The sequence below is a fragment of the Spirosoma aerolatum genome (assembly GCF_002056795.1).
GTDB classification, from domain to species: domain Bacteria; phylum Bacteroidota; class Bacteroidia; order Cytophagales; family Spirosomataceae; genus Spirosoma; species Spirosoma aerolatum.
The window spans coordinates 3,153,269-3,167,065 of record NZ_CP020104.1 but is presented as its reverse complement, the minus strand read 5'-3'; the positions used below and the strand labels follow the sequence as shown (position 1 = coordinate 3,167,065).

Below are 13,797 nucleotides of genomic sequence, written 5' to 3'. Positions count from 1 at the left end.
CGGTGAACATGCGCTTTCCCATGCATTGATCCATACCCTGTTTTTTTACTGGCAGGGTATGGTCAATGTTGTTTGGGTTGTTCACCTTAACGTTAGCTATCCTATGCTGCTATTTTTGATCGTAACCCTAGTCATATTGGCTATAGGCGTTCTTAGCTATTTTGCCAGCGCCTGGTACGGACTCAGAAGCTCAACTCTCGATAAGCTTCCACCGCACTACAGGCATTTACGCCAAAAACTAAATGAATCGCATACGATAGAAAATCGAGTTGATGACTCCAACCAGGTAAATAACTGATTTTAGGGCATTTCGACTACAACCTCACTCATTCGCTCCAACAGCATTTCGACATCGCGTTGCCGTGCCAGGCGGTAACGGGCAAATGAAATTCCAGCGCCTACTTTTACGGTATACGCCCAGTTGGGTAACTGCCGAAACATATCCTCATCGGTGGTATCGTCGCCAATACTCACGATAAAATCATAGGGTTTTTGCTCAAAAATGGCATTGGCAACGGTGCCCTTGCTATGTTGTGCGGTTTTAACCTCTACCACTTTACTCCCCTGAATAATCGTCAATGGTATTGAATAGGAAGCACTTCGCAATTGAGTAACCAAATCAACCGCCTGATTTTCAATATCATCAAGTTCACTTTTTCGATAATGCCAGGCAATAGAAGTTTCTTTTTCCTCGATGAATGAGCCGGGGGCTCGTTCAACATAGGGAGCCATCATCGCCCGAACCGAAGCGACCCAGTCATCACTTGATAAATCAAGTCGTTCCCAGGGCTGGTCTGGTTTTTGAAGAAAAGCGCCGTGTTCGGCAACCAGGTAAACTGGAATACCCGCGAATGTTTTTTCCAGAAACGCCCGATTACGACCACTGATAACAACCACATCGCTGGTTTCGGCCAAGCGCTGAATGGTTTTCTTTAAGGCATCAGAAGGACAAGCCAGCGCTGGATCATTTACAATGGGTGCCAGGGTACCATCGAAATCGAACAGGAGCAGACGCTGCTGAGCCTGTTCGAACGAACTGACAAATGAAGCAATTGGCAGATCCGTTTCCAGCTCAGACTCACTTTCGCGAGCACTCTGAAACGCCGATAGAAAATCATGACTCCAGCGGAACACATTATTATTTTGCAGGTGCTTACGCATGATTATCAGCCGCTGCTCCTGCTCGGCTTCGGGCATGGTAAGCCCCTGCTGAATGGCATCAGCGACTTCCTGTGTATCGGTCGGATTGATAATGATAGCCTCCCGAAGCTCCTGTGCTGCTCCAGCCAGCTCGCTCAGAATCAGTACACCCCGATGGTCGTGCCGACTGGCAATGAATTCTTTGCAGACCAGATTCATTCCGTCGCGAAGAGGGGTAATCAGGGCAACGTCACAGGCAGTATAGAGCGCCATTAGTTCGGTAAACGAGAGCGACGAATACATATAGACAATAGGTCGCCAGCCTATGGTACCAAATAGCCCATTGATCCGGCCAACTGTTTCCTCGATTTCGCGTTTAAGTTCCTGGTATTGACCGATTTTATCGCGCGAGGGCACCACCGTCATCACAAACGTAACCTGGTCATGCCATTCGGGATGCTGGACCAGAAACCGCTCAAAGCCCCGCAATCGATACATGATTCCTTTCGTATAATCGAGCCGATCAACCGAAAAAATAAGGCGGTTATGACGAAGCATAGCCTGGTCGCGCAACCGGGTCTGGATAACATCGTCATCCTGGCTGCTTTGATCGAACTTATTGAAATCGATACTGATGGGAAACTCTTTGACCAGCAGCGATCGATCGGCTAACACAATCCGTTGACCAATAATGGGCAGCTCCAGCACTTCGGCTACGCTCTGCATAAAGTGCTGCACATAATCGGCCGTATGAAACCCAACGACATCGGCACCCAGAACCCCTCTTAACAACTCCTGTCGCCAGGCACGAGGTAGGAGCTTGATGATTTCATACGTTGGAAATGGGATGTGGAAAAAATACCCAATCGACGCGTCGGGAATTGCCTGACGCACCTTATCAGGCAATAGCATCAGTTGAAAATCGTGAATCCAGATTAGGTCGCCGGGTTCGATCAGGTTATTCAGAACATCCATAAAACAAGTGTTGGCCTGTTGGTAGTGCTCGAAATCACTTTCCCGAAAGGAAGCATACGACGGAAAATAATGGAATAAGGGCCAGACAAGATCATTGCTAAATCCGTAGTAAAAGCCCGTGTGAACCGTTTCATCGATAAAAACCGGATGAGCCACAAACGTTTCGTTCTCAAAAACCGACGCATCCACATCCTGAAAGGCCGAATCGGCATGGCCTACCCAGTGAATTTTGGTCGGTAAGCCATCGGACGACTGACCCATCTGCCCGGCCATCGACAAAACGGCCGATACCAGACCTCCCGAATTCTGGACCAGTTCATAACCTTCCTGCTTTTCCCTGACGGTAAACGGTAATCGATAGGAAACAATAATCAGGCGTTTAAACGGAGTTTTAGATGTTGTCATGTAGGCTTGTTGCGTTACTGAACGCGCAGTGTGTACTACAAAAGACGTCTATCAGGCTTAGAACCGACTTAAGTAAATCTTAGAAACTTCTTAGAGAGGTTCTATCACAAGTTTGCTTTCCTGCTAAACAACAAAGCCTCAAAAGCGTTCTAAGTAATTTCTAAGCGGTCTATAAGCAGATTCTTAGCTCGAATCAAGAAGTTGCCAAAATACTGTTTGCCGATAGAGCTAGATTCAGCCCCAGTCTGGCTAGCGCTATCGACCATTCGAATCGTTTACTTCCAGAAATCATGACAGAAACGAACATAGATCTTCAGGGCAATCTCCAGTGGTATAAGGATGCCATTATTTACGAATTGCACATTAAAGCCTTTTGCGATGGCAATGGCGACGGCATCGGTGATTTTCAGGGTCTGCTTCAGAAACTGGACTACCTTCAGGAATTAGGCGTTACGGCGATCTGGCTGTTGCCCTTCTATCCGTCGCCCCTGCGCGATGACGGCTACGACATTGCGGATTACTACACCATTAACCCGTCGTATGGTACTATCGACCAGTTTAAAACGCTACTTCACGAAGCCCATCAGCGGAATCTGAAAGTTATTACAGAGCTGGTCATTAACCACACCTCCGATCAGCACCCCTGGTTTCAACGCGCCCGAAAAGCGCCAAAAGGATCGCCTGAACGCGATTACTATGTGTGGACCGACAACCCTACGCAATACAACGATGTCCGCATTATTTTCCAGGATTTCGAACACTCAAACTGGACCTGGGATCACGAAGCGCAGCAATACTACTGGCACCGCTTTTTTCATCACCAGCCGGATCTGAATTACGATAACCCGCTTGTTCAAAGCGAGATTTTTAACATCATCGACTACTGGTGCGAAATGGGTGTGGATGGCTTCCGGCTCGATGCCGTTCCGTATCTGTTCGAGCGGGAAGGCACCAATGGCGAAAACCTGCCCGAAACACACGCTTTCCTAAAACAGCTACGCCAGCACGTCGATGATCATTTTCCGGGGGTAGTGTTTCTGGCCGAAGCCAACATGTGGCCCGAAGATGCCGCGTCTTACTTTGGTGATGGCGATGAATGCCACATGAATTATCACTTCCCGGTCATGCCGCGTCTGTTTATGGCGTTGCAGATGGAAGATCGATACCCCATCACCGACATTTTCGATCAAACCCCCGCTATCCCCGAAAACTGCCAGTGGGCTATCTTTCTCCGCAACCACGATGAGCTGACACTGGAAATGGTTACCGACGAAGAACGGGACTATATGTACAAAACGTACATCAAAGATCCCCGATCCCGTATTAACCTCGGTCTCCGCCATCGACTGGCTCCCCTTCTGAGCAACAACCGGAAGAAAATCGAACTGATGAATTCTCTGCTCTTCTCGTTACCCGGTACACCCGTTCTGTATTACGGTGACGAAATCGGAATGGGCGACAACGTGTATCTGGGCGACCGCGATGGGGTTCGCACGCCCATGCAATGGTCACCTGATCGGAATGCGGGCTTTTCGGCTGCCAATCCGCATAAGCTGTATTTACCCACTATTCTCGATTCGGAGTACCATTACGAGTCCGTTAACGTTGAAACCCAGCGTCAGAATACCTCGTCGCTGTTCTGGTTTATGAAGCGGATGATGACGCTGCGGAAGAAATACAAAGCATTTGGCCGAGGGGATTTGAGGTTCCTGAACGTCGAAAATCCGAAAGTGCTGGCGTTTACCCGCACCTACGAAGAGCAGACTCTGCTGATTATCATCAACCTGTCGAAGTATGCACAACCTGCCGAAATTGAGCTGGATGGGTTCGGTGGGTATATACCCGTCGAGTTATTCAGCCGTAATGCGTTCCCGGCCGTTTCTGAACGGGAAATGTATTTCTTCACATTAGCTCCTCATGACTACCAATGGTTTGTACTGGAAAAAGCACCTGTAAATCAGACTAACCCGCTCCAGTTGCCCGAACTACACGTTGCTCTCTGGGGCCAAATTCTGAATCATAATACCCGCGAACGACTGGAAACGAAAGTGTTACCCGACTACCTGCTCCGAACCGACTGGTTCCAGGAAAAGAGCGTAACCATGCGAAGTGTTTCGATCCTGAACCATGCCCCACTGATGTTGCCGGTTGGATCGGCCTATATCCTGTTGCTTGAAGTGTCGTACGAGCGCGATCTGCCCGAAATTTTCCAGTTGGTCGTTGCCTTTGCCGATGAATTACAGTCCGCTCTTCTGCTGCATAGCTGCCCTCAGGCTGTACTGGCCGATCTGCATCTGGGTCATGAGTCGGGCGTACTCTGTGATGGGCTGTACTTACCTGACGTGCAGCAGGCATTACTCCAGAAGATAGCTGGGGAAAACAGGCCTGCAGAAGGTAACCTGGTACGCCAGAGTAAGCCAATGCTAACGGATTACGTAGTGCAGCACAACGCAATAAAGTCGAAACTGGCGGCTTCTGGCCCAGCCTATGCCTCTATTGTCTACGACCACTGTTACGTTCTGAAAGTATACCGGAAAGTAGACCGATCCATCAACCCGGATGCCGAGATGAGCTGGTTCCTTTCAGAAAAGGCTGGTTTTTCAAATGTCCCTCCGTTCGCGGGGATGCTTGAAATGCTTGTTTCTGGCGAACCAATCATGCTGGCCGTTATGCAGAAACTGGTAGCGCAGCATGGCGATGGCAAACAGTACGTACTGGAACGCATCAACAATTTCATTGAGCGGATTCTGGCCCGCAATTCAGCACAGTTGGCCGATGCGGTGAATGCCAGCCTGGGTACATTGAGTCAGCCCGTCTCCTTCGCTGAGCTTGGGCATGAAACCCAGGAGTTGATCGGGCATCGTGCCGCCGAGCAGGTGCGCCTTTTAGGGAAACGAATCGGACAGATGCACCGGGCACTGGCGTCTGACAAGACACTGGGAGATTTTGCCCCGGAAGAGTTTTCCCTGCATTATCAGCGCTCTTTATATGCCGGTTTTCAATCGCTGGTTCGCGAAAGCTACCAGACGCAGAAACGGAATCTTCAACGCCTTCCGGAAGATGTACGGCAGGATGTGGAACGAATACTAGGCCGAAAAGAAGAGGTTTTAGCCCTGTTCAAACGCATTTATGGTAAAAAACTGGTCAGCACAAAAATTCGTATTCATGGCGATCTGCAATTGGAAAAGATTCTGCTGACAGGAAAAGACATCGCTATTCAGGACTTCGGTGGCGAGTCGGGCCGGAGTTACAGCGAACGTCGATTGAAGCGGTCGCCCCTGCGCGATGTAGCATCCCTGATTCGCTCGTTTTACTACGTAGGCTACGAAGGTTTTTTACAGACAAATCAGGTTACGGCCAAAGACACGGTTCCCCTACTACCCTATGCCGAATTCTGGGCGCGTTGCATGAGCCGGTTTTTCATGGAAGCGTATCTGGATACAGTTCGGGGCAGCTCGTTCATTCCTGACGATCCCGACGATTTGCAAATGATGCTGGATACCTATCTGCTCGAAAAAGCCATCTCGGATTTAAATCGGGAGTTGAGTCATCGTCCCGATTGGGTACGCGTGCCGTTGCAGCTTATTCAATCGATTATAGACCGGTCGGGCACGCCAACGAAAGAGTTTGTGCCTGAGACAGTTGATGGGATAGGGTCGTTCTAATTGAACGCCCCTATCCATAAACGGAACTTCATGAAACAATACCATCGGATTCAATACTTTTTATTACTTGTTTTCTTTTTTGGTGGTCTACCCGCCAGTCAGGGGCAGCAGGTCCTCAAAAACTCCAGTCTAGAGCAACGATCCTTACCAGGTCCCGACGAGCAATTCGGTAAGTTATTTGAAGCCGTTCAGCTAAAAGCGGTTTTCCCCGATTCGAAAACATTTGCCGACTGCATTCCCAACTACCCGCCAGAAGCCATTCTGGCCAGCTACGAGAAAGCCCGGCAGCGTAACGACTTCAACTTAAAAACGTTTGTTTTACAGCAGTTTACGCTACCTACCAAGCCCGCATCGGGCTACACAAGTCGTATTGGTCAATCAGCGAGTCAGCACATAACGGATTTATGGCCTGTACTCACTCGCCCGGCCACGCCCCGGTCTAAATCAGGGGAACAGGTAGGATCGCTGATTCCCTTACCTAATCCGTACGTCGTGCCCGGTGGGCGTTTTGGGGAGATTTATTACTGGGATAGCTATTTTACGATGATGGGCCTTCGGGCTTCGGGCAAAACTGCACTTATCAGAAATATGGTCGATAACTTCGCCCACCTGATCCGTACGTTTGGTTTTATTCCCAACGGAAACCGAACGTATTTTCTGAGTCGGTCACAACCGCCGTTTTTCTCGTTCATGGTCAATCTGCTCACAGAAATTCAAGGGCGTCGGGCGTTACTCACCTATTTGCCTGAACTCCAGCAGGAGTATGCTTTCTGGATGGATGGCAAAGACCAGTTAACAACGCAACAACCGGTTTACCGACGGGTGGTACAATTGGCCGAAGGTGTGTATCTGAATCGTTACTATGACGACCAATCGACCCCGCGCCCGGAATCGTATCGGGAGGATGTTCAACTGGCCCGGCATGCCAAAAACCCATCGGTTCTTTTCCGACATCTTCGGGCTGCGGCTGAGTCGGGTTGGGATTTCAGCAGTCGGTGGTTTCGCGATGGTAAAAATCTACGCACGATTCATACGACCGATTTTATTCCTGTCGATTTAAATGCGCTACTGGTCAATCTGGAGCAAACATTGGCAGATGGGTACCGGCTAAAAGGCGATCTGACTCGTTCGAAAGCCTATGAGCAACTGGCCCAGCAGCGTCGTATGGCCATCCAACGCTATTGCTGGAATCCTAAAAGCGGATTCTTCTTCGATTATGATTTCGTTACCCGCAAACCATCGTCGGTTTATTCGCTGGCAGGCGTGTACCCTCTTTTTGTAAAAATTGCTACGTCGGCCCAGGCTGTAGCGGTGGCCCGCAGACTGGAACAATCGTTTCTGAAGCCAGGCGGCCTAACGACGACACTGCAAACTACGGGGCAGCAGTGGGATGCCCCCAACGGCTGGGCACCGCTGCAATGGATAACCATTCAGGGACTTCGCACGTATCATCAGGTTCCGCTCGCCAACAAGATCAAGACGTATTGGGTGGCCGAAAATCTGCGCGTCTACAGAGCGTCGGGCAAGATGGTCGAAAAATACGATGTGATTAGTACAGCAGCGGCCAAAGGCGGAGAATATCCCAATCAGGACGGTTTCGGCTGGACTAACGGCGTGTTAGTCAAGTTACTCAGTGAGAAATAGGAGGCCGTCAGGTCGATGTAGGAGTATTACTTAGGAATAAGCTACAGGCCTGTATCGACCTGACCACTAAGCGGGGTTTAGGGGGAAACTCAATTGATCCATTATCGGGAATAGTGGTATGGTTGCGCCACGGACCGGTTGACCAGGAACTGGGGTTTCTGGTTTCACGCATAACACAGGTCGTTTGGACTGACTGATAATCTGTTTAAAGAAAGGCCCGACGAACAGGTGTCGAATGTCGGCGGCCCGATCAGCCGTGATAACGATTAAATCGGCATTCTGTTCCTCAGCATGCTGCAAAACGGCCTCTACGGCATTGGTTTGTGCCAGTAGTGAATCTGTCTCAAGAGCGTCGTCTACGATCTGACTTGTCAACAATGCCATATCAACATCAATGGCTTTACCCGCTTCGGTATCCAATCCGTCGGCTATGCCTAGAACGGTAATATGCGCCTGATTTTCAAGCGCAATAGCCCGGGCAAATTCATATTTCACAATAGCCTCAGGAATAGGTCGAACTGGAAAAAGTAGTTCTTTAAACTCACCTACACTGGCCTGCTCGGGTATGGTTAGCACAGGACAAGCGCTCTGATTGATCACATGAAAGGCTTCGGAGCCCATGACGTAGTGTAACAAACCTGCAGGGCCATGTGTACCCATTACGATCAGGTCTGCCTTAAATTCGGTAGCCGCTTCTACAATTCGCTCAGCGATAGCTCCGATACGGCATTCGACAGAGTACTCAATCGAAAACTCACTCAGTAGGGCATCGGCCTGTTCCTGTAATCGCCGGGTTTCTCTATCAACTATATCCTCACGGGGCATCGATACCATGAAGCTATTTGTAGAAGGAAAAGTGTAATGCTCAGGGCTAATGACATACAGTAGCCGGATGTGAGCGTTGTGTCGTTGGCTCATGGCGACAGCCAGATTCATGATTTCCTGAGAACTATGATCCAGATCGATGGGAACCAGTATTCGCTTTATAGTTAAATCTTTCATACGTATAGACGTAATTAGGTACTATTGACAATATGCTGCCTCACCCTTAACGACGGCTTAATACCTACTTAGAAACTGCTTAGATTGGCCTATACCCCAAACGACTATGGCCGGATGGGTGGCTTCCGTACATGGTATTCCCTTAACAGTTTTGGGGCAGCACTTTATAAATTACGATTGATTCGGGCTGTAGTGTCAGCGTTGTAGTATTCGTCACCAACTCGGGCGACGGGCCCGGACCACCCCAGACCGGATCGGCCGAATCGAGCAGTTTCTGCCAGCCGTTGCCCAGATCAGGCAACGTAACAATCTGCTTTTCAGGCGAAAAATTCATCAGACACACCACCTCATTGGCCTTAAATGACCGGTGCATACGAATGGTTGGCTCTCCCTCCTTGTGAATTGTCCGGGTTTGCTTCGGATTGAGGTGATACAGGGCTGGTTGCTGTCGCCGGAGCGCCGTAAGCGACTGATAATACTGATACAGGGTGCGGCAGGGTTGTTCGCTCAGCATTTCCCAGGGCAACGCAGAAACCGACTGACTTTCCTGATCGATGAGCAGCGATTCAGGAGCCGAATCCATTGGAACCGGCTCGCCAGGAGCCAGTGTCTGAAATGGATTCATAGCCCCCCATTCTTCACCCATAAACAGGGTAGGTATACAGGGACTGACCAAAATATAGCCAGCCATCAGCTTCACGAATTCCGTAGAAAGTGACTGACCAGCATAGGCCTCCAGCAGGCTATGCTGTGCTTTATGGCCTTTCTGCGAAACAGACTTCAGCCCTTCTCCTACTCCATCACCCTGATCAAATAACTCGTTGAGTGCCTCCGAAAAGTGTGAATCATACAGATACGATTCCTGATAATGTCGGGTTTGACACCGCTTGGCGACCATCTCCAGATCAAAGGATATACCGGTTGCCTCAGCCATTTTTTCGGGCGATACCTGCTCTACAGGCAGATCCCAAGTCTGTAGATCGTTAACCGACAGACGTTGCGTCATATCGTGTTCAGCCAACAGGTAGTATTGCCGTCCGGTAATGCGGGTCAACGCACTCGTATGTGTTCGCATCTGATGGAGCAATTGGTCAGCATTGGACAAGGTTTGACTACCAGTCAACTGGAGCGCGTCGATATGAAACTCCCGGAACCACATGAGCATATTTTCGATGAGATAGCGCTCATGAGCCTCATAGGACAAAGCCGGTTTACGATTAGGCAAACGGGCCTGCGAATTGGCCAGCAAGCCAAAGTTTCCAAACTCTTTTGCAGGTTGTTCGACCCGATGATACACCAGATCCAGAATAACCGCAATTCCTTCAAAATGGCAGGCATTTACCAGTTGTTGCAGATGAGCCGGGCCACCGCAGGACGTCTGAATAGCGTATAAAAAAGGCGCTCCCTGCTGTCGATTGTTAGGATTCAGAAACGGGGTAACCGGCCTGAGCAGAATAGCCGTAACGCCCAGCTTCTTCAGGTGATTCAGTTTACGGATCAGCGCCTTCAAAGTACCTTCCGGCGTAAAGGTACAGATATCGAGTTCGTAAATGATGTATTCGTCGATAGGCGGATTGATCCAGTGCGCATCTTCCCAGTAAAAAGCTGAGGTATCAAAAGCCTCAGATGGGCCATAAACCCCCTGGGGTTGTATGAGCGACGCTGGGTCAGCGAATTCCTGCTCGTCGTTAATAACAAACGTGTATAAATCACCGGGCTTGATCTGATCGGTTTCGGTATACCAGTACCCGTCAGTATCCTTTTGTAACGGTAATTCCGATAAATTCGCAGGGCTGGTAACGGCTACCTTGGTGGCAAAAGGTGCCCATACATATATCCGGGCCGTATGCTCTGGGGTGAAGGTAAGGCCAAGCGATCGTTGCTGATAATCTATCGTGTTACTCATAGAAAAAGATGTTACGAGATGCTGGAGAAGCCTTCCAACCATCTACTGGCAAATTCTTCCTAACCACCGCACAGCTACCGGTAGACCGGGTGTCGATACACCCGGCATCATGGCATTGACACAACTCAATATGAATGACAATTTGAGTGTTTTCAACCTTGCCCCATCCGATGTCGGCTCGTTACGAACAAAGCAAATAACACCCCAACAGCTTAGAATCGCCTTAACCAGATCTTAGAAACTTCTTAGAAACAATAGCAACATAGCTTCAAAACAGATATGCCTTTTGTGCGAGATAATACCATTCACACGCGACTGAACACTTGCGTTGTTGTACCCAAAAGCAAATCAGCCAGTCAACATTAAAGTTAACTGGCTGATTACCTGAGTGATCCCGAAGCGACTCGAACGCTTGACCGTCTGCTTAGAAGGCAGATGCTCTATCCAACTGAGCTACAGGACCCTTATAGCCAACCTGCGAACGAGCACTATCCGAAAGGTTCGAAGTAGACGCTAACGTATCGTTGCGGTTGTAACTCATTTATTAGATGCGTCAAAAATACGTGCATTTCTATTATTTTACAAAAATGCCTATATGATTATGCTGCTGGGAGTCATTTTCGGGAATCATTCATCCAGCGCGTCATTTATTTACCCATTCCTACCGATTGTTGATTAGTCCTATCTTTCGTAGTCCGTCCTTTCCAACTTTGCACCAGTAAAACAAGGTGGTTTTATGCTACAACAAAGTGATTATCTATTGATTCCTCCGGCAACACCTCTCCTGGTGGCACCGGTTGGAAACGACATACCTGCTCATGGTCAATTTTAGCCCCATACATCCGGCCCATCACTTTTAATAAAACCCTAAAAACCAGCCTATTCTAAACTAGCCTGATAGCTATTTACTTTGCAACGTATTCACCATTAAATCACTACGAAAATGACTCAAAAACCCTCAATGGCCTTTGTTGGCGCTTCCTGGGTAGCGCTGGGCGCCGGTATGTTTGGTTTCTTAATTGGCCTTTGGCGATCCGACATGCTGCTCAATGAAAAAGGATTTTACTTCACCGTACTCATGTACGGTTTATTTTCAGTCGTATCGGTACAGAAGAGTGTACGGGATCGATTGGAAGGGGTACCGGTAACGGATATTTATTACGGATTAAGTTGGTTCTCTACAATTTTAGCCATCGTGCTGCTGACCGTCGGGCTTTGGAACGCGACCCTATTACCCAGCGAAAAAGGGTTTTATGCCTTTGCGTTTTTACTCGCGTTGTTTGGTGCCATTGCCGTACAGAAAAACACACGCGATGGCCAATCGGCCTAATCTGTCGATTCGTCTGGGATATATTTTTAGTCAGGCCTACTGGCTCATCTCAACCGCTTATTAATCATCCTGTTCGGCCTTATAAAGTAGGCCGTAACAGCGACTTTTGGATTGCCGTCCAATCAATAAGTTAACGATTGAGACAATTATTAACTAAAATGGCCCCGATTGCAAACTATTGGTTCAATAGCTAGCAAGCTCTTATGGGTTAGATTTAAACGCTGGGCTCGCCATGAGGTCAGCGTTTTTTGTCCCCTCATTTGGAGATCGCCCCTATCCTGTTCTATAGCCTGCCTTCAGGCACGCTCTATAGCTGACGGCTGTATGAGTGGAAGTACAACCCAGAACTTCCCATCTGCCTCCTGAATGACGGGGGCAGGTTGGCCCAGCATTTGATATTTAGAGAGAATATTTGACAGCCCCACCCCGTTGGATACGACACGGCTGGTTTTTCGTTGAATCGTATTACTTACCAGCAATCGACCCTTTTCGTCGGTTGAAATGTCAATAAAAAGGGGGTGATCTGGTAAAGCGCTATTGTGTTTTACTGCATTTTCGACTAGCAACTGTAGGGTCAGTGGTGGCAATTGATAAGTTTGGTAACGCTCCGAAATAGTAGTCATTAGCTGTATTCCATGACCGTGACGCGTACGTAACAAGTGATAGTAGGACTGAATGAACGAAAGTTCAGTAGCCAGATCAGTTAAGGGCTGCTCATTGGCCCGTAATAAATACCGATAAACGGTACTCATTTCTTCCAGAAAGACTCGAGCCCGATCAGGGTCTTCCTCAATTAAGGTGTCCAGCACATTCAGGCTATTGAACAAAAAATGGGGATTTACCTGCCCTTGTAATGCCTGAATTCGCATTAAGGCCTTTTCCTGCTCCAGTCGTTGTAATGACAATTCTGCCTCCAGTTGCTCGCGATGATGCTGTTCACGAGCCCGTGTAAATTCCTGCTCCACCAACGCATGACGTACGGCAAGTTGTCGTTGCCCATAGTTCATCCCCAGCGAAAAACAGATCAACTCTAGAATAAGCCCTACCTGTAGGTACACCAGGGAAATCGTCCAGAAAGGCCCCGATATATCATCTGCGGGATGCCCAAAGGTTAACCCCTGGCTTATCAACGAGCCGATCTGCATGAACAGGGTACCGGCCAGAAAATAGCGGGCTACCACGTCTTTTAGTTTCAGCAACTGATATACGGCATAAAAGCCACCTATTGCCAATAAAGCCCGAATCAACGAAAACGCTGCCTCATACCATTGGGGATGCCATTGGGGTAGTACAAAACAGATTATCAACTGAATGAGCACGTACAGAATGATCACGGCTCGGGCTATAGGGAACAACTTATACAAAGCCGGTAACCGCTGTCGAATATTCAGAAATGCATCGCCAAAATCGAAGTAGATATAGAAGGCAATCATCGAAGCTGTAGCCCGGATGAATAGGTGTAGTTGTGGAAATACGCCGTTATCGAACGTTTGCACCCGCAACAGCCACGCCAGCATATATAAGGTGTATAACCCATATATGCGCGTACGATAGGTAATCCACTGGATAATATTCAACAACAGGATGGCCGTAACCATCCCGGCAAACACAAACCCCCAGCTATGAAAAGTCATAGGGAAATTAACCAAAAGAGCAGTAAAAGCAACCCGTATAGACACCCTACCATCGCATTCAGCGACTCGGCAGATTCCAGTATACCCTACTACTTC

The 13,797-nt window shown here is 48.6% G+C and carries 7 protein-coding genes and 1 tRNA gene; 3 read left to right on the top strand and 5 right to left on the bottom strand.

What is annotated here, in order from left to right:
• Positions 1 to 300: 300 nt before the first annotated feature.
• Positions 301 to 2,520, bottom strand: coding sequence for a bifunctional alpha,alpha-trehalose-phosphate synthase (UDP-forming)/trehalose-phosphatase (locus B5M13_RS12795; protein WP_080056031.1), 2,220 nt, complete (start codon positions 2,518 to 2,520; stop codon positions 301 to 303).
• Positions 2,521 to 2,810: 290 nt separating this feature from the next.
• On the opposite strand from B5M13_RS12795, the gene treS reads away from it, so the two are divergent.
• Together treS and treF are read left to right on the top strand one after the other, a co-directional pair.
• Entirely contained in the window at positions 2,811 to 6,185 is a 3,375-nt protein-coding gene (gene treS / locus B5M13_RS12790) for a maltose alpha-D-glucosyltransferase (RefSeq protein WP_080056030.1), read from the top strand.
• Between the two features lie 30 nt (positions 6,186 to 6,215).
• Entirely contained in the window at positions 6,216 to 7,829 is a 1,614-nt protein-coding gene (gene treF / locus B5M13_RS12785) for an alpha,alpha-trehalase TreF (RefSeq protein WP_080056029.1), read from the top strand.
• 66 nt (positions 7,830 to 7,895) lie between these two features.
• On the opposite strand, the gene B5M13_RS12780 is transcribed toward treF, so the two are convergent.
• The 3 genes from B5M13_RS12780 to B5M13_RS12770 form a co-directional block, all read right to left on the bottom strand.
• Positions 7,896 to 8,831 carry a universal stress protein gene (locus B5M13_RS12780; protein ID WP_080056028.1) on the bottom strand — a complete coding sequence of 312 codons (936 nt, stop codon included), beginning with the start codon at positions 8,829 to 8,831 and terminating at the stop codon, positions 7,896 to 7,898.
• Between the two features lie 142 nt (positions 8,832 to 8,973).
• Entirely contained in the window at positions 8,974 to 10,737 is a 1,764-nt protein-coding gene (locus B5M13_RS12775; RefSeq protein WP_170061125.1) for an alpha-amylase family glycosyl hydrolase, read from the bottom strand.
• Positions 10,738 to 11,126: 389 nt separating this feature from the next.
• Positions 11,127 to 11,200, bottom strand: a tRNA-Arg gene (locus B5M13_RS12770).
• Positions 11,201 to 11,680: 480 nt separating this feature from the next.
• Between B5M13_RS12770 and yiaA the strand changes: the two genes are divergently transcribed.
• The gene (gene yiaA, locus B5M13_RS12765) at positions 11,681 to 12,067 is read left to right on the top strand and encodes an inner membrane protein YiaA (RefSeq protein ID WP_080056026.1); all 387 of its coding nucleotides are present in this window, start codon (positions 11,681 to 11,683) and stop codon (positions 12,065 to 12,067) included.
• Positions 12,068 to 12,363: 296 nt separating this feature from the next.
• On the opposite strand, the gene B5M13_RS12760 is transcribed toward yiaA, so the two are convergent.
• Entirely contained in the window at positions 12,364 to 13,701 is a 1,338-nt protein-coding gene (locus tag B5M13_RS12760; protein ID WP_080056025.1) for a sensor histidine kinase, read from the bottom strand.
• Positions 13,702 to 13,797 lie beyond the last annotated feature (96 nt).

What these genes read in the sequence shown, in the direction of transcription:
- B5M13_RS12795 (WP_080056031.1), bottom strand. Translation starts at nt 2,520, where the DNA reads ATGACAACATCTAAAACTCCGTTTAAACGCCTGATTATTGTTTCCTAT.
- treS (WP_080056030.1), top strand. Translation starts at nt 2,811, where the DNA reads ATGACAGAAACGAACATAGATCTTCAGGGCAATCTCCAGTGGTATAAG.
- B5M13_RS12760 (WP_080056025.1), bottom strand. Translation starts at nt 13,701, where the DNA reads ATGACTTTTCATAGCTGGGGGTTTGTGTTTGCCGGGATGGTTACGGCC.
- B5M13_RS12780 (WP_080056028.1), bottom strand. Translation starts at nt 8,831, where the DNA reads ATGAAAGATTTAACTATAAAGCGAATACTGGTTCCCATCGATCTGGAT.
- yiaA (WP_080056026.1), top strand. Translation starts at nt 11,681, where the DNA reads ATGACTCAAAAACCCTCAATGGCCTTTGTTGGCGCTTCCTGGGTAGCG.
- treF (WP_080056029.1), top strand. Translation starts at nt 6,216, where the DNA reads ATGAAACAATACCATCGGATTCAATACTTTTTATTACTTGTTTTCTTT.
- B5M13_RS12775 (WP_170061125.1), bottom strand. Translation starts at nt 10,737, where the DNA reads ATGAGTAACACGATAGATTATCAGCAACGATCGCTTGGCCTTACCTTC.